Annotated in this window: 22 protein-coding genes; 16 read left to right on the forward strand and 6 right to left on the reverse strand. The window is 71.1% G+C overall.

Annotation, left to right across the window (positions count from 1 at the left end; translation table 11 throughout):
• Positions 1-139: 139 nt before the first annotated feature.
• The 11 genes from uvrC to argB all read left to right on the forward strand — a co-directional run bounded on the left by uvrC (position 140) and on the right by argB (position 10,043).
• Complete coding sequence (gene uvrC / locus KO353_RS14085; RefSeq protein ID WP_218285415.1) at positions 140-2,074, forward strand: excinuclease ABC subunit UvrC; 1,935 nt, start codon at positions 140-142, stop codon at positions 2,072-2,074.
• Positions 2,075-2,126: 52 nt separating this feature from the next.
• Positions 2,127-2,750, forward strand: a complete 624-nt coding sequence (gene pgsA, locus KO353_RS14090; RefSeq protein WP_218285416.1) for a CDP-diacylglycerol--glycerol-3-phosphate 3-phosphatidyltransferase — start codon at positions 2,127-2,129, stop codon at positions 2,748-2,750.
• Between the two features lie 94 nt (positions 2,751-2,844).
• Positions 2,845-3,444, forward strand: a complete 600-nt coding sequence (locus tag KO353_RS14095) for a hypothetical protein (RefSeq protein ID WP_218285417.1) — start codon at positions 2,845-2,847, stop codon at positions 3,442-3,444.
• 2 nt (positions 3,445-3,446) lie between these two features.
• Positions 3,447-3,701, forward strand: a complete 255-nt coding sequence (gene moaD / locus KO353_RS14100; RefSeq protein WP_456236914.1) for a molybdopterin converting factor subunit 1 — start codon at positions 3,447-3,449, stop codon at positions 3,699-3,701.
• A 192-nt stretch (positions 3,702-3,893) separates the two neighbouring features.
• A complete protein-coding gene (locus KO353_RS14105) occupies positions 3,894-4,625 on the forward strand; it encodes a PEP-CTERM sorting domain-containing protein (RefSeq protein WP_218285418.1) in 732 nt (243 codons plus the stop codon).
• A 1,195-nt stretch (positions 4,626-5,820) separates the two neighbouring features.
• Positions 5,821-5,958 (forward strand): 50S ribosomal protein L34, encoded by a 138-nt coding sequence (gene rpmH, locus KO353_RS14110; protein WP_218285419.1) that lies wholly within the window; start codon positions 5,821-5,823, stop codon positions 5,956-5,958.
• A gap of 23 nt (positions 5,959-5,981) precedes the next feature.
• Positions 5,982-6,323 carry a ribonuclease P protein component gene (gene rnpA / locus KO353_RS14115; protein ID WP_218285420.1) on the forward strand — a complete coding sequence of 114 codons (342 nt, stop codon included), beginning with the start codon at positions 5,982-5,984 and terminating at the stop codon, positions 6,321-6,323.
• Positions 6,320-6,625, forward strand: a complete 306-nt coding sequence (gene yidD / locus KO353_RS14120) for a membrane protein insertion efficiency factor YidD (protein WP_218285421.1) — start codon at positions 6,320-6,322, stop codon at positions 6,623-6,625. Before rnpA ends, yidD begins: the two co-directional genes overlap by 4 nt.
• A complete protein-coding gene (gene yidC / locus KO353_RS14125; RefSeq protein ID WP_218285422.1) occupies positions 6,625-8,391 on the forward strand; it encodes a membrane protein insertase YidC in 1,767 nt (588 codons plus the stop codon). The genes yidD and yidC overlap by 1 nt, the downstream gene beginning before the upstream one ends.
• Entirely contained in the window at positions 8,340-9,032 is a 693-nt protein-coding gene (gene yihA, locus KO353_RS14130) for a ribosome biogenesis GTP-binding protein YihA/YsxC (protein ID WP_218285423.1), read from the forward strand. The genes yidC and yihA overlap by 52 nt, the downstream gene beginning before the upstream one ends.
• Before the next feature lie 117 nt (positions 9,033-9,149).
• Positions 9,150-10,043: an acetylglutamate kinase gene (argB, locus tag KO353_RS14135; protein ID WP_218285424.1), complete on the forward strand. Its 894-nt coding sequence runs from the start codon at positions 9,150-9,152 to the stop codon at positions 10,041-10,043.
• A 16-nt stretch (positions 10,044-10,059) separates the two neighbouring features.
• Here the strand turns inward: argB and KO353_RS14140 are convergent, their stop codons facing one another.
• Complete coding sequence (locus KO353_RS14140) at positions 10,060-11,373, reverse strand: DUF2336 domain-containing protein (protein ID WP_218285425.1); 1,314 nt, start codon at positions 11,371-11,373, stop codon at positions 10,060-10,062.
• Positions 11,370-12,737, reverse strand: a complete 1,368-nt coding sequence (locus tag KO353_RS14145; RefSeq protein ID WP_218285426.1) for a sensor domain-containing diguanylate cyclase — start codon at positions 12,735-12,737, stop codon at positions 11,370-11,372. The genes KO353_RS14140 and KO353_RS14145 overlap by 4 nt, the downstream gene beginning before the upstream one ends.
• Positions 12,738-12,921: 184 nt before the next feature.
• On the opposite strand from KO353_RS14145, the gene dapD reads away from it, so the two are divergent.
• From dapD to KO353_RS14160, 3 genes are all read left to right on the forward strand, one after another.
• Positions 12,922-13,740 carry a 2,3,4,5-tetrahydropyridine-2,6-dicarboxylate N-succinyltransferase gene (gene dapD, locus KO353_RS14150; RefSeq protein ID WP_218287410.1) on the forward strand — a complete coding sequence of 273 codons (819 nt, stop codon included), beginning with the start codon at positions 12,922-12,924 and terminating at the stop codon, positions 13,738-13,740.
• A gap of 67 nt (positions 13,741-13,807) precedes the next feature.
• Entirely contained in the window at positions 13,808-14,920 is a 1,113-nt protein-coding gene (gene dapE, locus KO353_RS14155) for a succinyl-diaminopimelate desuccinylase (protein ID WP_235691892.1), read from the forward strand.
• Positions 14,917-15,495, forward strand: coding sequence for a hypothetical protein (locus KO353_RS14160; RefSeq protein WP_218285428.1), 579 nt, complete (start codon positions 14,917-14,919; stop codon positions 15,493-15,495). The genes dapE and KO353_RS14160 overlap by 4 nt, the downstream gene beginning before the upstream one ends.
• A 65-nt stretch (positions 15,496-15,560) precedes the next feature.
• Here KO353_RS14160 and truA read toward each other — a convergent pair whose 3' ends face one another.
• The 3 genes from truA to def are packed head-to-tail and all read right to left on the reverse strand — an operon-like array spanning position 15,561 to position 17,820.
• On the reverse strand, positions 15,561-16,322 hold the full coding sequence (gene truA, locus KO353_RS14165) for a tRNA pseudouridine(38-40) synthase TruA (RefSeq protein ID WP_218285429.1): 762 nt from the start codon (positions 16,320-16,322) through the stop codon (positions 15,561-15,563).
• 13 nt (positions 16,323-16,335) lie between these two features.
• Entirely contained in the window at positions 16,336-17,259 is a 924-nt protein-coding gene (fmt, locus tag KO353_RS14170; protein ID WP_218285430.1) for a methionyl-tRNA formyltransferase, read from the reverse strand.
• A gap of 3 nt (positions 17,260-17,262) precedes the next feature.
• Entirely contained in the window at positions 17,263-17,820 is a 558-nt protein-coding gene (gene def, locus KO353_RS14175) for a peptide deformylase (protein ID WP_218285431.1), read from the reverse strand.
• 160 nt (positions 17,821-17,980) lie between these two features.
• Here def and KO353_RS14180 point away from each other — a divergent pair, with 160 nt between their 5' ends.
• The gene (locus KO353_RS14180) at positions 17,981-18,415 is read left to right on the forward strand and encodes an Hsp20 family protein (RefSeq protein ID WP_218285432.1); all 435 of its coding nucleotides are present in this window, start codon (positions 17,981-17,983) and stop codon (positions 18,413-18,415) included.
• A gap of 79 nt (positions 18,416-18,494) precedes the next feature.
• Complete coding sequence (locus tag KO353_RS14185; protein ID WP_218285433.1) at positions 18,495-18,725, forward strand: DUF1150 family protein; 231 nt, start codon at positions 18,495-18,497, stop codon at positions 18,723-18,725.
• A 378-nt stretch (positions 18,726-19,103) separates the two neighbouring features.
• Here KO353_RS14185 and hpf read toward each other — a convergent pair whose 3' ends face one another.
• Positions 19,104-19,697, reverse strand: a complete 594-nt coding sequence (hpf, locus tag KO353_RS14190; RefSeq protein WP_218285434.1) for a ribosome hibernation-promoting factor, HPF/YfiA family — start codon at positions 19,695-19,697, stop codon at positions 19,104-19,106.
• Between the last annotated feature and the right edge of the window lie 38 nt (positions 19,698-19,735).

Consider the following 19,735-nt stretch of genomic DNA (forward strand, 5'->3'; position numbering starts at 1 on the left):
GAAGGCGGCAGTCCATTAAACTCAAGGAAGGAGGCCGGACTCGCGCTTCCGTGAGAACCTTCCCCACAGACTTGTCCACAGATTCGGTGGATGGATGGACGGCCGGATGCCGCGCGCGGAGGAACAAGGAAAAACGCGCATGACGCGAACCGAAGGTGAGGTTTCACCCGACAGTGGAGTGGAGCGCGGCGCCAAGCCGGCCACTGGCCACACCGTCATCGCCGCCTGCCTGCCGAGCCTGCCCGACACCCCTGGCGTCTATCGGATGCAGGATGCCTCGGGCAAGGTGCTCTATGTCGGCAAGGCAAGGAGCCTGCGCAAACGCGTTGCCGCCTATACCCGGCCGGCGCGCCTGCCCGAGCGGCTCCGGCGCATGGTGAGCCTGACCGCCTCGCTCGAGGTGATCACCACCCACACCGAGGCGGAGGCGCTGCTGCTCGAGAGCAATCTCATCAAGCGCCTCGAACCGAAGTTCAACATCGTACTGCGCGACGACAAGTCCTATCCGTGGCTGTCGCTGACGACCGACCACCCCTTCCCGCGGCTTGCCAAGCATCGCGGCGCGCATCGCGAGGGGTCCGAGTATTTCGGCCCCTATGCCTCGGCCTGGGCGGTGAACCAGGCGATGACGGCGCTGCAGCGGGCGTTCCTGTTGCGTTCCTGCACCGATTCGATGTTCGCCTCGCGCACCCGGCCCTGCCTGCTCTACCAGATCAAGCGCTGCGCCGCGCCGTGCGTCGGCCGCGTCAGCGAACGGGACTATGCCGCCCTGGTCGCCCAGGCGCGGCGTTTCCTCACCGGCCACTCGGCCGAGGTTCAGAAGGAGCTTGCGGCGGAGATGGAAGCCGCTGCGGCCGAACTCGCCTTCGAGCACGCGGCTCGCCTGCGTGACCGGATCCGTGGCCTGACTCATGTCCAGGGCAAGGACGCGGTGAACGCTCTCGAGGTCGGCGATGCCGACGTGATCGCCATCCACCAGGCGGGGGGAGCGAGCGCAATTCAGGTGTTCTTCGTGCGCGCCGGGCGGAACAACGGCAACCGCGCCTTTTTTCCGGGCCATGCGTCGGGCGACGGGCCTGGGGCCGTGCTCGGCGCCTTCATCGGCCAGTTCTACGACGACAAGCCGCCGCCGCGGCAGCTCCTTCTGAGCCACGAGATCCCCGGGGCGCGCCTCGTTGCGGAGGCGCTCGCGCTGAAGGCCGGCGGGGCGGTCACGATCGCCGTGCCGAAGCGCGGGCCGAAGCGCGAGATGGTGGCGCTCGCCGAGACGAACGCGCGCGAGGCGCTCGAGCGTCGCCTAGCCGAACGGGCGGGGCAGGGCGCCCTGCTCGAGGGGGTGGCGCGTGTGTTCGGGCTCGCCTCTCCTCCGGCGCGTATTGAGGTGTACGACAACAGCCACACCCGCGGGCGCGAGGCCTATGGCGTGATGATCGCCGCCGGCGCCCAGGGCTTCCTCAAGTCCGCCTACCGGAAGTTCATCATCAAGGGCGAGATTACCCCTGGCGATGACATCGCGATGCTGCGCGAGGTCCTCACCCGCCGCTTCGGCCGGCTGCTGCGCGAGGAGGGGGGGGAGGAGCGTGGCGAGTCCTGGCCCGACCTCGTTCTGATCGACGGCGGCGCGGCCCAGCTCGCCGCTGCCGAGGCGGTGCTCGCGGAGCTCGGCGTCGAGGACGTGCCGATCGTTGCGATCGCCAAGGGGCCGGACCGCAACGCCGGGCGCGAGCGTTTCTTCCTTCCCGGGCGGGAGCCCTTCGAGCTGCCGCCGCGCGATCCCGTCCTCTACTACCTCCAGCGCCTGCGCGACGAGGCGCACCGCTTCGCCATCTCCGCCCACCGGGCGGCGCGGCAGAAGACGCTCTCCCGCTCCGGTCTCGACGGGATCGAGGGCATCGGCCCTGCGCGCAAGCGGGCGCTGCTTAACCATTTCGGCTCGGCGCGAGGCGTCGCCCAGGCCGGCCTTGCCGCGCTCGAGGCCTGCCCCGGGATCGACCGGGCCTTGGCTCAGCGGATCTACGACCATTTCCATCCGGGTGCTGCGCCCGCTAGACTGCCCCCGGCTGGCGAGGGCTGAGCCCTTGCCGCCGAGCCGCGCTGCGGGAGCGCGGCCGAGCAGGCGGGGTTCCGTGCCGAGCGACCTTCCCAATCTCCTGACCGTCTCGCGCATCGCGGCGATCCCGGTGCTCGCGGCGTTGATGCTCGCCCGGCTGCCGGCCGCTGATTTTGCCGCCTGCGTCGTCTTCACCGCTGCCGCGGTGACCGATTGGCTTGACGGCAGGCTCGCCCGCGCCCGTGGCGCCACCTCCGATCTCGGCCGGATGCTCGACCCGATCGCCGACAAGCTTCTGGTCGGCGCCACCCTGATGCTGCTCGCGGGGCTCGGGCGTCTTTCCGATCTCGGCCTGCTCGCCGCCGTCGTGATCATGCTCCGCGAGATCCTCGTTTCGGGCCTGCGGGAGTATCTCGCGGGCCTCGCCGCGGGGCTTCCCGTCACCGCCCTCGCCAAGTGGAAGACCGGGGTGCAGATGACGGCGCTCGGCATGCTCGTCGCCGGCGACGGCACGGCCGCCCTGCTCGGGCTCGATGTCCTGCCGGTGTCTCTGCTCGGCGAGGCGCTGCTGATGCTCGCCGCCGCTCTCACGCTCGTCACGGGATGGGACTATTTCTCGGCCGGATTGCGACATCTACGCCGCGATGCGCCTAGGGCCGAGGCGGGACGACCGGCTGCCGAGCAGGTTCGGCGCGGGTAATGCGCCCTCCCTTGTGGCGCCCGACCCGGCGGCGTAGCTACTGTGCCATGCGACGGGGATGCCGATGACGTGTTCGGGCGAAGCGAGGATGCGCGTGCCACGGAGCCTTGTGGCGGTGGGGCTTGCGCTGACGCTCGGGGGCTGCGGGGTCTGGCAAGGGTTCTCCGGGTCGGGAGAGGGCTTCGGTGGCTTCGGCATGCGCCCGCTTCCCGTTCCGGCGGCGGAAGCCGAGGGCTACACGATGCGCCGCCTGCGCGGCCAGCCGGACGGCACGGCGGCGCTGCAGCCCGACCTCTCGATCCAATGGCCTTATACCCAGGAGCTGCCGCGGACGGGCGCGGTCGAGACGGACGGCGAACGCGCGCAGCGCGCCGAACGCGAGGGGAGACGCGAACGTCGCGCGGCGCAGCCTCGCGGTTCGGCCACCGAAAACCGCGAGGCCGCCCGCCCGCCCGAGCAGATCTCGGCCACGCCCGCACCCCGTGAGCTCGCCCCTCCGCCGCCAGACCCTGAGCAGCGTGGCCAGGCGATCCCCTTCGCTCCTCCCGGAACGGTCACCACCGGCGGAACGCGGACCGAGCGGACAGGGACCTTCGGCGGCCCGGCCGGCTCCGGCACCACCGTGCGCGATGGCGGCACCACCACCCTGATGGGGGCGGACGGCACGCTCCGCACCGTGCCGACGCCGCGCTGAGCGTGATCCGCGTCCTCTACTTCGCCTGGCTCCGGCAGCGGGTGGGAGTCGCAGAGGAGACGGTGACGCCGCCCGAAGGGGTCGGCACGGTCGGCGCGCTCGCCGACTGGCTCGCCGGGCGCAGCCCCGGCCATTCCGCGGCGTTTGCCAACCGCGCGAGCATACGCTGCGCCGTGAACCAGGACTTCGCGACTCCCGACACGCCGGTGCGGGCGGGCGACGAGGTGGCGTTCTTCCCCCCCGTCACGGGCGGGTGAGCAACCGGGCGGGGGCCTGCGGCTCGGCTCGCACCGTGTCGGAATTCTTGACACGCCTCCGCAGACGTTGCGATGGTGATAAGATAAAGCAAAGGAAAACAGATAATTAAGCGGGATGGCATCGTTTATGCGTGCCTCGCATGGGGGCCGCTGGTGCGGACTCCCAACACGCAATAAAAGCGAGATGGAGAGATGAGACGACGACTGGCACTTGCGACAGCGGGGGCGATTGCTCTCTGGGCTGCCGCCTCGCACGCAACGATCGTCACGGTGTTCGATGGCATCACCGCGGGCGTGAACAACTTCAACGCAACGGTCACAGCGGCGGGCGGCACGCCGACCGCTGATCAGTGGGACTTCTCGTTGTCGTCATTTCAGGGGACGGTGTTCGATCGCGGCGCCTACGTGGTCACGCGCACCAACGGCGGGACCATCTTCCTCTTTGACTACGGGGAGATGTCCGGCCGGGTGATCTCCATCGCCCCCACGAGCCGCGACCTCGCCCTGGCCCCGCTTGGCGGCCTTACCCTCACCTTTGACAACCCGATCAACGCGATCGGGTTCGAGATCGGGGACTGGGCGACCTGCTGCTTCCCCTCGGCGCTCTACATCTCGTTCGACGGCGGGGCGCCGATCCAGGTCGCGGTCGCGAACACGTCAAGCCAAGGGCTGTTCCCGGGGCGGCTCAACCCGAGCTCTCTTGTTTATGAGATCTTCGTCGCCGCCTTCGATGACAGCGGCAGCTTCACCACGGTCCAGTTCTTCGGCGACGGTGTCTTCGAGACCCTCGTCATGGGCGGCACGATCCGCTACGCGCTGCTCGATATCGGGAGCCTTCCCCCGACGGTTCCGGAACCGGCCACGCTCGGCCTGCTCGCGCTTGGGCTGCTCGGTCTCGCGGCTGCGCGGCGCCGCCGCAGCTGACCACGCTCAGGGGAGGGACGAGGGGGCCCCCCTCGTCCCTTCACTTAGCTGACGCTAGGGGTCGGTCTCGGTCAACGCAGCCACGTGAGGGCTTTTCGGGTTTGGGCAGCCGGCCGGAGGCCCCTCAAAGCGCGGAGCCTCCGGACGATCTCTGACCGCCGCTTGCTGGCGGTGCCTGCGCAGCCCTCCGCTCCCCGAATGCCCCGACCACATAACGCGGGAAGCCCGGCGCCTCGCCGAGTTGCCGCCCGCGCACGGTGCTCGCCGCACCCGGGCCGAACACGAAACGGACGCCGACGAGCCCGAGCAGGACCCCCCCGGCCCCGCGCCGGCATCGAGCGTGAACAAGCCGCCCTGCGGCAGGAACCCGGGTGCCCACTCGACATTGCCGAAGACAAGGCCGCGCCCTCCCTGGGTCGACGCGCCGAGATTGAGCCCAAGCGCGTCGAGCGGATACCAGCCGCCGGAGATGAGGCCGAAGAACCCTCCCTAGAGCTCCCTCGACCCCTCCTTGTCGGGGGGGGGGCGATGCCGGCCTGGCCGCGCAGCGTGAAGGGCCCGAGATAGAGCTCGCCATGGAACACGAAGCGTCGCTGCCACAGCCCGTCCGAGCGCGAGGCCTCGGCGAAGGCGCCGATCACCCCCGAGGCTCGGATCCTCCCACCAGGCCTGGACCGTGCCTCCCGCCCCCTCGCTTCCGAGTAGGCCATTGCCCTCGAGCTCCGCCTCAGCCGTGAGCCCATTGTCGAAGCTGTAGCTCAAAGACCCGTCGAGGAGACCGGCTCCGGTCGAACCCGCCGCGTCGCTGGAGGCCGCACCGCCGCGCGACCGGAGCTCTCCCGCCCACCCCTGGCCAAGCGCGGGTGAGGGGCTCTGCCCGAGGGCCGAACCGCCGGCGAGCACGCCGAGCGTGGCAAGAGGCAGGACTGAGAGACGCATGACTCCCCACGGCGCGGCCCCGATCCCTCCCCGATACGCCGAGGCCTGCTCGCGCCGCACGGGGGCTGCACCGGCTCCGGTTCCGAGCGGGCCCCGCGGGCCGCGGCCGGCGCGGCGCGGCGGTGCGACCGGGCGACCACCATGGCCGGTTGACGCCGGCTCCCTCACGCCGCTATACGCCCCCGTCCGTCGGCTGGCGCTGCGCCGGCCGAAGGCGCCGCGCCGGCGCGGCGCCGGCATCAAGGAGCTTTGTGTCGTGTCCAAGCGCACCTACCAGCCGAGCAGGTTGATCCGCAAACGCCGGCACGGGTTCCGTACGCGCATGGCGACGGTGGGTGGGCGCAAGGTGATCGCCGCCCGCAGGGCGAAAGGCCGCAAGCGCCTGTCGGCCTGAGCGGCGCAGGCGTCGCGACGGCGGTGGCCGGGAAGGGGGCGGCGGGCCTTCGGCGCCGGTCGGAATTCCTGCTGGTTGCCGAGAAGGGGCGGAGAGCGGCGATGCCCGGTGTCATCGTCCAGGCCCTCGCCGTTCCGGAACGAGAGGGCGTCCGGCTCGGATTGACCTGTTCGCGGAAGATCGGCAACGCGGTGGCCCGGAACCGGGCAAGGCGTCGCCTGCGCGCGGCGGCACGCGCGGCGCTTGCCTCGGCCCGGGGGGGATGGGACCTCGTTCTGGTCGGACGCCAGGCAACGGTCGATCGGCCTTTCCCGGCCCTGTGCGAGGATCTCGCCCAGGCGCTGCGGCGGCTCGGTGTGACATGAGCGGCCGCGAGGCGCCTTCTTTCGGCGCGCGCAAGCCGCGCTCGCCGCTCGCGTGGCTGCTCACCGGCGGGATCGTCGCCTATGAATGGACGCTCAGGCCGGTGATCGGGGCCAACTGCCGCTTCGTCCCCTCCTGCAGCGCCTACGCCAAGGAGGCGATCGCGATGCATGGCGCGGCGAGGGGAAGCCTGCTCGCCGCCCGGCGGATCCTGAGGTGCAACCCCTGGACCGAGGGCGGCCACGACCCGGTTCCCCCCTGCACCTGCGCCAGCGCCCAGGCCAGACCGCTGAAGGGAGAGTGATGGTCGACCAGAAGCGCCTCATCCTCGCCATCGCGATCTCGATCATGATCCTGTTCGTGTTCGAGATCTTCTGGAACCAGCCGATCCGGGAGGCGGAGCGCGCCCGCCAGGCCGAGATCGCGGCGCTTGAGGAGGCGGAGCGCGCGGCCGAAGCGGAACGCCAGGCGAGGGCCGCCCCGGGCGGCCTCGAGGCACAGGGCGAGGGAGCGCGCGGCTCGACCACGCCGGCCGACCTCCGCGTTCGGATCGACAGCCCGGGGCTCGTCGGCTCGATCAACCTCACCGGCGCGCGGTTCGACGACCTGTCGCTGCGCAATTTCCGCGAGACGGTCGAGGCCGACAGCCCGCTCGTGCGCCTCCTGATGGGCCGCGACACGCCAACGCCCTACTGGGTGCAGTTCGGCTGGACCGCCGAAGGCAGCGTGCGCGTGCCCGACGTCAACACGCGCTGGCAGACCTCGGCGACGGTGCTGACCGCTGGCCGCCCCGTCACCCTCTCCTGGGACAACGGCGAGGGGCTGTTGTTCGAACTTGTCATCAGGGTTGACGAGCACTTCCTGTTCACGGTCGAGCAGCGCGTCACCTCGAGCACGGCCGAGCCGGTGACGCTCCGTCCCTGGGGCCGTGTCCGCCGCGAGCACACGCCGCAGACGGCCGGCAACTGGCTCCTGCATGAGGGGCTTGTGGGCGTGTTCGGCGGGCGGCTGACCGAGCAGACCTACACGGCCGCGCGCGACGAGGCGGCGAAGGGCAACAGCATCTCCTTCCGACACGAGGGCCGCGGCGGCTGGGGCGGCTTCACCGACAAGTACTGGCTGACCGCCCTCCTGCCGGACCAGACCCGCAACGCCGAGTTCTCCTTCCGCGTCCTTCAGGAGGGGGGGCAGAACCGGTTCCAGATCGACTTCCTCGGCGACGCGAAGGAGGTGCGCACGGGCCTTGCCGAGGTCACGCGCAGCCACCTCTTCGCCGGCGCCAAGCTCGTTAGCCTGCTCGATCGTTATGAGGCGACGCTCGGGGTCGAGGGCCTCGACAAGGCGATCGACTGGGGCTGGTTCTACTTCCTGACGCGCCCGTTCTTCGCAGCGCTGCACTGGCTCTCCGAGCTCACCGGCAACTACGGTGTGGCGATCCTGATCTTCACCCTGTTCCTGAAGATCCTGTTCTTCCCGCTCGCCAACAAGAGCTACAAGGCGATGGGCAAGATGAAGCTCCTCGCCCCGCAGATGCAGGAGCTGAAGGACAAGTTCAAGGACGACCCGCAGAAGATGCAGCAGGAGATGATGGCGCTGTACAAGCGGGAGAAGGTGAACCCGGTCTCCGGCTGCCTGCCCATCATCATCCAGATCCCGGTGTTCTTCGCGCTCTACAAGGTTCTCTTCGTCACCATCGAAATGCGGCATGCGCCGTTCTTCGGCTGGATCCGCGATCTCTCTGCCCAGGACCCGACCAACATCTTCACCCTGTTCGGGCTGATCCCGTGGGAGCCGACGGTGGTGCCGATCATCGGGCCGTTCCTGCATCTCGGCATCTGGCCGCTTCTCATGGGCGTGACGATGTACGCCCAGCAGAAGCTGAACCCGGCCCCGCCCGACCCGGTGCAGGCGAAGGTGTTCCAGTTCATGCCGATCGTGTTCACCTTCATGCTCGGCACCTTCCCCGTGGGCCTCGTGATCTACTGGACGTGGAACAATCTCCTGTCGATCGCGCAACAATGGCTGATGATGCGTCGCGTCGCGCAGTCGCCTCAGATGGCGAAGACCTGAAGGCCGGGGGCGATGCCGAGCGTGCCGCGGCGCTGGAGGCTGGGCGGCGCCTGTTCGCGGCACCCTGCGCCTTCTTCCACGCTGCCGAGACGCTTGCCGGGCTGCCCGCTCCCCGCTTGCCCGAGGTTGCCTTCGCCGGGCGGTCGAATGTCGGCAAATCAAGCCTTCTCAATGCGCTGACCGGGCGGCGCGGCCTTGCCCGCGTCTCGGCGACGCCGGGCCGGACGAGGCAGCTCATCTTCTTCGACCTCGGCGGGCGGCTCGCCCTCGTCGACATGCCCGGCTACGGCTATGCCGAGGCGGCACGGTCGGTGAAGGCGGCGTGGCAGGGGCTGATGTTCGACTATCTGCGTGGGCGCGCGAACCTCCGGCGGGTCGTGCTGCTGATCGATGCGCGCGTCGGCTTCAAGCCGGCGGACGAGGCGGCGATGGCGCTGCTCGACAAGGCGGCGTGCGCCTTCCAGATCGTGTTGACCAAGGCGGACAAGGTGAAGCCCGAACCGCTTGCAGCGATCGCGCGGCGTGCGGTGGCGGTCGCGCGCGGTCACACCGCGGCTCTGTCGTCGGTGCTGGTCACCTCCGCCGTGACAGGCCAGGGCATCGCCGACCTCCGTGCCGAGCTTGCGTCTTTGGCCGCCTGACTGCGTCGCTGACCGTGCCGCGGCAGCGGGGCGGGGCGGAGACCTGCGTGCGCCTCGCTTGACCTCGCCGGACGGGGGCGGCATGACGCGCCGCGCGGCGGCACGGGGAGAGAGGCCATGGCTGGGTCGGGCATGAGCGGCGAGGAACGCGCGCGGATCCTCTCCGAGGCTCTGCCCTATCTGCTCCGCTATGACGAGGCGACGGTCGTCATCAAATACGGCGGCCATGCGATGGGCGAGGAGGAGCTCGCCGTCACCTTCGGCCGCGACGTCGCCTGGCTCCAGCTCTCCGGCCTCTATCCCGTCGTGGTGCACGGCGGGGGGCCGCAGATCAATGCGATGCTGGAACGGCTTCAGATCACCTCGCACTTCGTCGACGGCCTCAGGATCACCGACGAGAAGATGGTCGAGGTCGTTGAGATGGTGCTCGCCGGATCGGTCAACAAACAGGTGGCGAGCCTGATCACCGCCGCCGGGGTGACCGCCGTCGGTATCTCGGGCAAGGACGGCGGCCTGATCCGTGCGCGCAAGCTGGTGCGCACCAAGAAGGACCCGGGCTCGAACATCGAGCGCGTGCTCGATCTCGGCTATGTCGGCGAACCCGAGTTCGTCGACACGCGGGTGCTGAAGGCGCTTCAGTCTGCCGAGATCGTTCCGGTGATCGCCCCGGTCGGCATTGGGCCGGACGGGCGAACCTACAACATCAACGCCGACACGGTCGCCGGCGCGGTGGCGGGCGCGCTGAAAGCGAAGCGCCTCCTGATGCTGACCGACGTGCCCGGCGTGCTCGACCGCGACGAGCGGTTGATCCCCGAGCTCACCTGCGCGGAGGCCGAGGCGCTGATCGCCGATGGAACCGTCTCGGGCGGCATGATCCCGAAGGTCGAACACTGCGTCCAGGCGGTGCGGGCGGGCGCGGAGGGGGCGGTGATCCTCGATGGACGGATCCCGCACGCAATCCTGCTCGAACTCTTCACCGAGCATGGCGCGGGCACGCTGATCCGCCCCTGAGGCGCGCGCCGGGCGCTCAGGCCTGGACGATCCTCGCCCGACCCTGGGCAGCCCCTGGCTTCGCTCCGTGACAGGCACGGGAGAGGAAGGCGATCTGCCAGCGCATCTCCTCCTCCGACAGCGGCCAGGGCCTGCCCGGGATGGAAGTGATGGCCGAAGCGGGCGGCAGCCTCCCGAGCAGAGCCTGCACCACCACCGCAGCCCGCATCGAGAATCCGGCCTTCCAGCAGAGCGCGACGAGACCCTTGGCGCTGCGCAGCGCGGCGGCACGGTCGACCACCGCAAGCGGCAGGCCGGCGGCGCGCGCGATCATCGCCGCGACCCGACGGGTCTCGCCGAGTGCCGCCGACATCAGGAGCCTGTCCTCCGTCAGCTCGCCCTCGTCCTCGAGCTCGGCCGCCTCGCCGAGCGCCTGCGCCGGCAGCGGCTCGTCCGACGGATGCGCCGCCGCAGGCCCCGTCCAGGCCACCTGGCGCACGACCTGCGCCTTGAGGAAGGCGGCGGTCGCCGGGTCGATGTCCGGCCGCTCGGAGAGCTTGTGGACAAGATGCTGGGCGACGATGCCGGCGAGCTTGCGCGCCGCCGCCGGCGACAGCCTGGGCCGATGGACCAACGGCTCGTGCCATTCCTTGTGGGCGGGGGCGCGGGCGATCAGAGCATCGAGCGTGGCCTCGCGGATCTGCGCCGAGGGGTTGGCGAGAAGCTGCGTGATCGCGGCCGAGCTTGCGGAGGCGGCGATGGCGTCCGACACGTCGGCGTTGAGATGGGGGCGGCGGGCGATCGCCGTGACCGTCGCTGGCGCCGGCGGATCGGCCACAAGCGCGAGCAGGTCCTCGGTGGTAAGCAGCGGCGAGAACTCGAGCACCGGTCCGGCGACCGGCAACTCGGTATCGCGGGCGAGCCGGGTGATCAGGGCGCGCGGCGCATCGGGCATCGCCTTCACGACATCGGCGATCGCCGCGCGCACCTGCACGGCGGTGTCATTGACAAGGCGCGCGAGCGTCTCCCAGGTCAGGCGGGAGAGCCGGTCACGCTCATGCTGGTCGAGCCCGGGCGAGAGCGCGGCGATCTTGCGCGCGAGCGCCACGCGCACCGACTCGTCCGGGTCGCCGGCGAGCAGCGCATTCGCCTGCGGCGGGGTGGAGCCGTTCGCGGCCACCGCGATCCGCACCGGCGAGGCTTTGTCGGCCGCGAGGTAGTACAGGATCTCCGGGGCGAGGTCGGTGCGGGAGGCGAGCGCGGCACGCTCGCTCGTGTCGCCCGCTCGGGCGATCCGCTTCGCTTCCTCGTAGTCGGCGGGCTGCATGGTGTGCGGCGTGAACTCGTTCATGCGGGAGCGAGGCTCCAGGCGGATTTGCCGGCGCGCTTTGCGGCATACATCGCGGTGTCGGCGCGCACGATCATGTGGCTCAGGCCCTCGCCGCTGCTGCCTGCGCGGACAGCGATGCCGATCGAGAACGAGAGCGGCTGGCTCGCGTCGAGCGAGACATGGGCGAGCGCGAGCGGCGCATCCGCGAGCAGGCGCTCGGCCCGACGCGCGGCGATGGTCTCATCGGCACCGTCGAGCCAGATCGCGAACTCGTCGCCGCCGAGGCGGGCGACGAGGTCGGTCGGCCGAACGGCGCCGCGCAACAGTTCGGCGGCGGCGCGCAGGGCCGCATCGCCCGCCTCGTGGCCGAGCCGGTCGTTCACCGGCTTGAAATTGTCGAGATCGATGTAGAAGAGGGCGCCCGGACGGCGCTCGCGATCGAGCCGATCGAGCCGGCGCGACACCTCCTCGAGGAAGGCGCGCCGGTTCATCAGACCGGTCAGCGGGTCGGTGCGCGCCTGGCGGAACATCTCGGCCTGAAGCGCCTGGTGGGCGAGCATGATGCCGATCACGTCCGCCGCAGCCCGCGCCAGCGCATGCTCCTCCTCGTCCCAGGCCCGTCCGCCCGGCGCCCGCCAGAGCAGGAGGAGCCCTTCGGCCTGTCCCGGCTGCCGGGCGGGCGCGACGAGAACCGGCCGTCCCTCCGGGCAGAGGATCACCCGCGGCCCCGCGCTTGCGCCCTTCGCCGCGCGCGCGGCCAATGCGACAAGGCCGGGAAGCGAGTCGCCGAGGGTCACGAGCGGGATGAGTTCGGCACCGCTGCGGCGCAGCACCGCCACACCAGCTGCGCCGATTGCCGGAAGCAGTGCCCGCGCGGCGCCGGCGAGCATGCCGTCGGCGAGCACCTCGGCACGCGCCTCCTCAAGCACCGCGTCCGTCAGCGCCTCGCGCCTGAGCGCGGCGGCGAGCGCCGCGTTCCGCTCCTCCTCCTCGGTGACGTCCCGGGCGACGCCGCGGGCGCCGGCGATCTGCCCGTCCGGCCCGAACAGCGGGACGCCGGCGAAGGACATGCAGGCAAGCGAGCCGTCCGCACGGCGAAGCCAGGCGCGCACGCCACGGCGTTGCCGCTCCACCCGGAAGGGCGAGAATGGCGGTGCGCCACCGTCGCCGGGCGCGAGCAGCACCTCCGCCGGCTGGCCGAGCAGCTCGGCAGCGCGCCACCCAAGCGCCGGGTCGGGCGCGACGAAGGTGAGCCGGCCTTCGGCATCGGTCTCCCACGCGAGGTCGGCCGCCATCTCCACGAGGTCGCGCCAGCGCTGCCGGCTGTCGAGCAACGCGTCACGCAGCACCGCCTGCATCGAGCCTGCCTCGATCCCTGTGTCCATCGCGCCGACCGGCCTCCAATCGCCAAGCACAGAGTTGCGCGGGGCGCGTAAACCCCGGGTTACCGGCACGGAGGACCGGCGGAGTCGCCCGCTTCCATCGCGCGGCGTTGACACCTGGGCGGACGGTCGCGAGAACCGGTTCAGGACAAATCGACTTGGGAGAGACGGCGTGGTCGAGGGGGCGATGAAGGCGGAGATCGAGGCTCTGTGGGAGAGCCGCGCCTCGATCGGGCCGGAAACGACCGGTTCCGCCCGCGAGGCGGTGATGGCGGCGCTCGCTTTGCTCGACTCCGGCGCCGCGCGGGTGGCCGAGCCCTCGCCGCAGGGGTGGGTGGTGAACGAGTGGCTGAAGAAGGCCGTCCTGCTCTCCTTCCGGCTCTCCGACAGCACGCCGATGGCGACCGCCGCCGGGGCCTACGACAAGGTGCCGCTCAAGTTCGCCGGTTGGGACGAGCAGCGGTTCCGCGCCGCTGGCGTGCGCGTCGTTCCGGGCGCGGTGGTGCGCCGGTCGGCCTATGTCGCGCCGGGCGTGGTGCTGATGCCCTGCTTCGTCAATGTCGGGGCATATGTCGATTCGGGAACGATGATCGACACCTGGGCCACCGTCGGGTCCTGCGCGCAGATCGGCCGGAACTGCCACATCTCCGGCGGCGCCGGGATTGGCGGCGTGCTCGAGCCCCTGCAGGCCTCTCCCGTCATCATCGAGGACGACTGCTTCATCGGCGCCCGTTCGGAGGTCGCGGAGGGGGTGATCGTCGAGCGCGGCTCTGTGCTTGCGATGGGCGTCTATCTCGGCGCCTCGACACGGATCATCGACCGCGCCTCAGGCGAGGTGTTCGTCGGCCGCGTGCCGGCCTACTCGGTGGTCGTGCCCGGAACCATGCCCGGCCGCCCGCTTCCCGACGGCTCGGCCGGCCCCTCGCTCTACTGCGCGGTGATCGTCAAGCGCGTGGACGAGCGAACGCGCGCCAAGACCTCGATCAACGAGCTTCTGCGTGACTGACGTCGGGCCTCCGGAGCGTGCTCCCCCCAGGGCGGGGCCCGACCCTGCCGCCCTGGCGAGGGACGCGGTGGCGCTCGCGGCGGCGCTGATCCGCTGCCCGTCGATCGCGCCCGAGGATAACGGGGCGCAGGCAGTGCTCGCGGAGGTGCTTGGCGCGCTCGGGTTCAGCTGCACGCCGCTTCGCTTCGGCGTGGTCGAGAACCTCTACGCGCGGATCGGCGAGGGCAGGCCAGCCCTGTGCTTCGCCGGCCATACCGACGTGGTGCCGCCGGGCGGGACAGACTGGAGCGTCGAGCCGTTCGCCGGGGTGATCCGCGACGGCGTCCTCTACGGCCGCGGCGCGGTTGACATGAAGGGCAATATCGCAGCGTTCATCGCGGCCGCCGCAGCCTGGCTTGACCGCCACGGCGGCAGGCCGCCCGCCGCGCTCTCCCTTCTAATCACCGGCGACGAGGAGGGCGAGGCGGTGGACGGCACCGTGAAGGTGCTCGACTGGATGGCGGAACGAGGGGAGATCCCGGGCTTCTGCCTCGTCGGCGAGCCGACTTGCATCGACCGCCTCGGCGACACGGTCAAGATCGGCCGGCGCGGCAGCCTGACGGCGAGGATCGTCGTCGAGGGAACGCAGGGACACGTCGCCTATCCCGGCAGGGCCGACAACCCTGTCCATCGGCTCGTCACGCTGCTCTCCGACCTGATCGCGCGCAAGCTCGACCACGGCACGGCGTGGTTCGAACCTTCCTCGCTGCAGATCACCACGATCGATGTCGGCAACCCCGCGAGCAACGTCATCCCCGGCCACGCCTCGGCGACCCTGAACATCCGCTTCAATGACCGGCACACGGCGGCAAGCCTGGGCGCCTGGCTCGGCGAGGCCGTGGCGGCGCACGCGCCCCGGCACAGGCTCGAGCTCTCCTGCTCCGGCGAGGCCTTCCTCACCGAGCCCGGGGAGGCGGTGGAGCGGCTCGTTGCTGCGATCGAGGCGGCGACGGGGGTGCGCCCGAGGCTCGATACGGGAGGCGGCACCTCGGATGCGCGCTTCATCGCGCGCCACTGCCCCGTCGCCGAGTTCGGCCTCGTCGGCACGACGATGCACAAGGCGGACGAGCACGTACCGGTGGCGGAGCTCGGTGCGCTCGTGCGCGCCTATGGCTCCGTGCTCGACGCCTTCTGCGGATGAGCGGTCCGGCATCCCCTCTCGCGGCGCGGATTGTCGGCGGGGTTGCGGGGGCGTTTTTGCTCGCCCGCGGCCGCGCGCAGGGCATGGCGCTGATCGATCGTTCTTCCGCCGGAGCGTGGGCCTCCTTCGCGGCGATGTGGCTTTGCGCTCCCGGCTATGTGGTCCTGCGCTCTCTCGGCGGCGGCGTGGGCGGCGAAGGGGTGCGGCTCGTCGCCGCCGAAGCGATCGGCTACGTCATCGGCTGGTTCGCCTTCCCGCTTCTGATGGTCGGCGTCGTCGAGGGCATGGGCAGGCGCGACCGCTTCCCGGGCTTCGTCGCGGCCTGGAACTGGGCGAAGCTGCCGCAGCTCGTGGTCGTGCTCGTCGCCGCTCTCGCTGCAGCGACGGGGCTCCTGCCTGGGCTTGCCGCAGACGTGCTCGGGCTTGCCGCGCTCGCCTATGCGCTTTGGCTGTCGTGGTTCGTCGCGCGGCAAGCGCTCGGCATCGACGGGGCGCGGGCTGGCTTCGTCGTCGGCGCCGACGTGCTGCTCGGCCTGTTCGTCACGGGGCTCACGATCACCCTCTCGCGGGGCTGAGGGATTGGCGGCGAGCGCTGCGCGGCGCCGCTCCGCAAGGGGCGGTGCCTCGGTGGCCGGCAAGCTCAGACCGGGCAGAGACCATCCGGATAGGTGACGGAGGTGAGGGTCAGCCCCGCTGCTGGTGCGGTCTCTCCGGCGAGTCGCCGGTCGGCCGCGGCGAGGATCCGGGCCACGTCCGCCGCGGTCCAGCTGCCCTCGCCGACGCGCCGCAGCGTTCCGGCGATGGTGCGCACCTGGTGGTGCAGGAAGCTCCTTGCCGCCGCCTCGATCACGATCTCCTCGCCGACGCGCTGGACTTCGAGCCTGTCGAGCGTCCGCACCGGCCCAGAGGCCTGGCAGGAGGCAGCACGGAACGAGGAGAAGTCGTGCCGGCCGACGAGTACACGCGCCGCCTCCGCCATCGCCCGGGCGTCGAGCGGGCGGGGGATGTGCCACACCCTGCCGCGGTCAAGCGCCGGGGGGCTGCGCCGGTCGAGGATACGGTAGCGATAGGCACGGCCGATGGCGCTGAACCGCGCGTGGAAGTCCGGAGGGGCGAGCCCGGCCGCAAGCACCGAGACCGGGTGGGCACGGAGGTGGAAGTTGAGCGCGTCCCGAACCGTTCCGGGCTCGACCTCCCGGTCGAGGTCGAGGTGCACCACCTGGGCGGCGGCGTGCACCCCCGCATCGGTTCGCCCGGCGGCGACTGCCTCGACCGGCCTGCCGCGGTTGAGCGCCGACGCCGCCTCCTCGATCACCTGCTGCACAGACAGCCCCTCCGCTTGGCGCTGCCAGCCGACGAAAGGCGCGCCGTCATACTCGACGCGAAGAACGTAGCGCGGCATCAGGCCCAGGGCCTCAAGCAGGCGGTGTCTCGAGCCGCTCGCCCGCAGGCAAGGGATAGCCACGCAGGAAGGCCTCCACCTCCTGGGCCGCCCGGCCTGGACGCTGTAGGCGGAGGAGGCGCAGGACCGTGCCGCCGCCGCAGGCCACGCGCCCCTCGCCGAGCAGCGTGCCCGGTTCCGCCTCCACCTGCCCCGGCTCGGGTTGGGCGGCGAGCACCTTGAGCACCGTGCCGGAATGGACCGCGGTCGTCCCCGGCCAGGGGTTGAGCGCCCGCACGCGTCGGGCGAGTGTGGGGGCATCGAGGCGGAAATCGAGCGGCCTGTCGGCAGGGCCGAGCTTGGGCGCATAGGTCACGCCGTCCGCAGGCTGCGGCACCGCTGGAGGATCCTCCGCCAGCGCGCGAAGTATCAGCCTCGCGCCGAGTTCCGCGAGCCGATCGTGCAGTTCGGCGGCGGTCGTCTCCTCCGTGATCGGAACACGCTCGGCGAGCAGGATCGGGCCGCTGTCGAGCCCCTCCTCCATGCGCATGATCGTCACGCCGGTCTCGGCATCGCCTGCGAGGATGGCGGCCTGGATCGGGGCGGCGCCGCGCCAGCGCGGCAGCAGCGAGGCATGCACGTTGAGGCAGCCCCGGCGCGGCGCCTCGAGCATGGGGCGAGGCAGGATCAGCCCGTAGGCTGCGACCACCGCCGCATCGAGATCGAGCGCGGCGAAGGCATCGTGCTCGGCGGTGTCGTTCCGCATGCGGGCGGGCGTGCGGACGGGCAGCCCCATCGCCTCCGCCGCGACCTGCACAGGGCATCGCGTCACCGCCTGGCCGCGATGGGCGGGCTTCGGCCTCTGGCAGTAGACGGCGGCGATCTCGTGGCCCGCGGCGGCGAGCGCGCGCAGCGTCGGCACGGCGAACTCTGGGCTGCCCATGAAGGCGAGCCGCACCTCTCACCCCGCCTTGGCGCGAAGCGACTTGGCGAGCCGGCGGAGGATGATGTTGCGCTTCAGCGCCGAGAGGTGATCGACGAAGAGAATGCCGTCGAGATGGTCGATCTCGTGCTGGAGGCAGCGCGCGAGCAGCCCCTCTGCCGCCACCTCGCGGCGGGCGCCCGACTCGTCGAGATAGCGCACCGTCACGGCACGTGGACGCACCACGTCGGCATACTGGCCCGGAAGGGAGAGGCAGCCCTCCTCGCGCTGTTCGGTCTCGGCGGAGGCGGCGACGAGCTCCGGGTTGATCAGCACCATCGGCGTGCGCCGGCCCTCTGCCTGGAGGTCGATCACCGCGAGGCGAAGCGACACGCCAACCTGGGGCGCGGCAAGCCCGATTCCTGGTGCGGCATACATGGTCGCGAGCATGCGGGGGATCAGCGCCCGAACCGTCTCCGCGTCCGCCTCCGTAACCGGCCGGGCGGTGCGTCGCAGCACCGGGTCCGGCGCGATCAGGATCCGAAGCGGCTCTTCGGCGGCCGTTGCGGCCCCGGCATCTGTGGCATCGCCCGCCATCTTGCCTGAGATAGCCCCGTGAGCGCGGCCGGGCAATGGTATGCCGCTTGCCTTCCGCGCCTCCCTTGCAGGCGAGGTGCGGCTTGCCCATCTCGGATGGTGCGCGGGGCGCCTCAATGGGCCTCGCGCGATCGCCCCGCTCCCTGGTGAGGAGGCTTCGATGAGCCGCATGACCCTGTTCGGCAGCCCTCTGTTCCTCGGCTTCGACCATCTGGAACAGGTGCGCGAGCGCCTGGCTAAGGTCAGTGCCGACGGCTACCCGCCCTACAACATCGAGCAGACGGGCCCCGACAGCCTGCGGATCACCCTCGCAGTGGCCGGGTTCTCGATGGACCAGCTCTCCATCACGCTGGAGGACAACCAGCTGATCGTTCGCGGCAAGCAGGCCGATGACAGCGAGGGACGCATCTTCCTGCACCGCGGCATCGCGGCGCGGCAGTTCCAGCGCCCCTTCGTGCTCGCGGAAGGCATCGAGGTGAAGGGAGCCTGGCTCGACAAGGGGCTTCTCCACATCGACCTCCACCGGCCGCAGGCGGAGACGCGGGTGCGCACCATCCGCATCGGCGAGAAGCCGAATGGCCAGGGAGGCGGCTGACGATGCGTTTACCGGCCGGGGCCATGGTGGCACGGCCGAACCAGCGGCGCGCCCAAAGGGGCGCCGAAGGACGTGAGCCATGAACACGAACCGCAACGACCGTTCCCACAGCTTCCCCATCCCGACGCGCGAGCAGCTCGCGCAGATCGGCCTCGGCGGGGTCGCCTATCTCCGCCCCGTTCTAGTGGGCGGGACGCCTGCCGTGGCGATCTTCGGCGCCGATGGCCGGCAGATCGGGCTCGCGCCGGACGTGGCGCAGGCGGCGCGGGCAGTGCTCGAGCACGAGATGGTTCCCGTCTCGGTGCACTGACCGATCGGCGCGCCGCCCGGCAAGCCGCGGCGTCGCCACGACCCCTGCCACCTGAGAGGCGCGTTCCGTCCGGCCCGCACCGCCGGACGGAACCAGGCGACGCCAGCGACCCGACCGGAGCGAGCGGAGACAAATGCGGGGACGCACGGCCGATCATGTCCGCGCCGTTCTCGCCTGCCGAAGCCCTGCCCCCGCGCCGCTTCCGGGCGCAAGCGGGCCCGGGCTGCCGTCAGCCGCGCGCGCCGGCGTCGAGCACGCGCCGCCGCCCCGCCAGAGACGTGCGCAGAGCGCGCGCCGCGATGCGGAGCCGCAGCGCGCCGCGCCACACCCCGAGGATGCGCCGAACCCGTGCGGAGCCGGACCGGAGGCGAGAGGAGCTCAGCTCAGCCGCGCCCCGGACGGATCGATCCAGCCGATATGCCCGTCGTCGCGCCGGTAGACGACGCTGAGCGAGCCGCTCTTGCGCTCGCGGAACATCAGCACCGGCGCATGCGCGAGATCAAGCCGCATCACCGCCTCGCCCACCGTCAGCGTCTCGATCTCCGCCGGCATCTCGGCCACGACCACGCCATGGATGCCGTTGAGGCCGGGCTCCTCCTCCGCCTCTTCCGCCTGCCGCTCCTGGCTCAGCACGTACTGCCGCGCGGCGAGCGGCCGTTCGCGATTGGCGAGGTCGCGCGCATGGTCGTTCACCTTGCGGCGATAGCGGCGCAGACGCTTGGCGAGGTGCTCGGCCGCGGCGTCGAAGGCAGCGTGCGCGTCCTGCGCCTCGCCCTCGCCGCGCATGATCAGGTTTCGCCCGGCGTGCATCTGGATGTCGCACATGAAGAACGAGCGTGCCTTCGAGAACACCACCTGCGCCTCCAGCGCGTGGTCGAAGTACTTGCTGCAGATGATCCCCAGCTGCTCGGTCACGTAGGTGCGCAGCGCGTCGCCGACGTCGACCTGCTTGCCCGAGACGGTGATGTGCATTGGCGTCTTTCCTTCCGCCCTGACCAACCGATGTCGCC

This window comes from Elioraea tepida (assembly GCF_019203965.1).
In the GTDB taxonomy this organism is placed as follows: domain Bacteria; phylum Pseudomonadota; class Alphaproteobacteria; order Acetobacterales; family Acetobacteraceae; genus Elioraea_A; species Elioraea_A tepida.

Bases quoted from the DNA above. Each gene is read 5' to 3' on its own strand.
- yihA (WP_218285423.1), top strand. From the start codon at position 8,340: ATGGCTGATGATGCGTCGCGTCGCGCAGTCGCCTCAGATGGCGAAGAC.
- truA (WP_218285429.1), bottom strand. From the start codon at position 16,322: ATGCCGCGCTACGTTCTTCGCGTCGAGTATGACGGCGCGCCTTTCGTC.
- KO353_RS14180 (WP_218285432.1), top strand. From the start codon at position 17,981: ATGAGCCGCATGACCCTGTTCGGCAGCCCTCTGTTCCTCGGCTTCGAC.
- KO353_RS14145 (WP_218285426.1), bottom strand. From the start codon at position 12,737: ATGGACACAGGGATCGAGGCAGGCTCGATGCAGGCGGTGCTGCGTGAC.
- yidD (WP_218285421.1), top strand. From the start codon at position 6,320: ATGAGCGGCCGCGAGGCGCCTTCTTTCGGCGCGCGCAAGCCGCGCTCG.
- def (WP_218285431.1), bottom strand. From the start codon at position 17,820: ATGGCGGGCGATGCCACAGATGCCGGGGCCGCAACGGCCGCCGAAGAG.
- hpf (WP_218285434.1), bottom strand. From the start codon at position 19,697: ATGCACATCACCGTCTCGGGCAAGCAGGTCGACGTCGGCGACGCGCTG.
- uvrC (WP_218285415.1), top strand. From the start codon at position 140: ATGACGCGAACCGAAGGTGAGGTTTCACCCGACAGTGGAGTGGAGCGC.
- yidC (WP_218285422.1), top strand. From the start codon at position 6,625: ATGGTCGACCAGAAGCGCCTCATCCTCGCCATCGCGATCTCGATCATG.
- KO353_RS14160 (WP_218285428.1), top strand. From the start codon at position 14,917: ATGAGCGGTCCGGCATCCCCTCTCGCGGCGCGGATTGTCGGCGGGGTT.
- dapD (WP_218287410.1), top strand. From the start codon at position 12,922: ATGAAGGCGGAGATCGAGGCTCTGTGGGAGAGCCGCGCCTCGATCGGG.
- KO353_RS14185 (WP_218285433.1), top strand. From the start codon at position 18,495: ATGAACACGAACCGCAACGACCGTTCCCACAGCTTCCCCATCCCGACG.
- KO353_RS14105 (WP_218285418.1), top strand. From the start codon at position 3,894: ATGAGACGACGACTGGCACTTGCGACAGCGGGGGCGATTGCTCTCTGG.
- argB (WP_218285424.1), top strand. From the start codon at position 9,150: ATGGCTGGGTCGGGCATGAGCGGCGAGGAACGCGCGCGGATCCTCTCC.
- KO353_RS14140 (WP_218285425.1), bottom strand. From the start codon at position 11,373: ATGAACGAGTTCACGCCGCACACCATGCAGCCCGCCGACTACGAGGAA.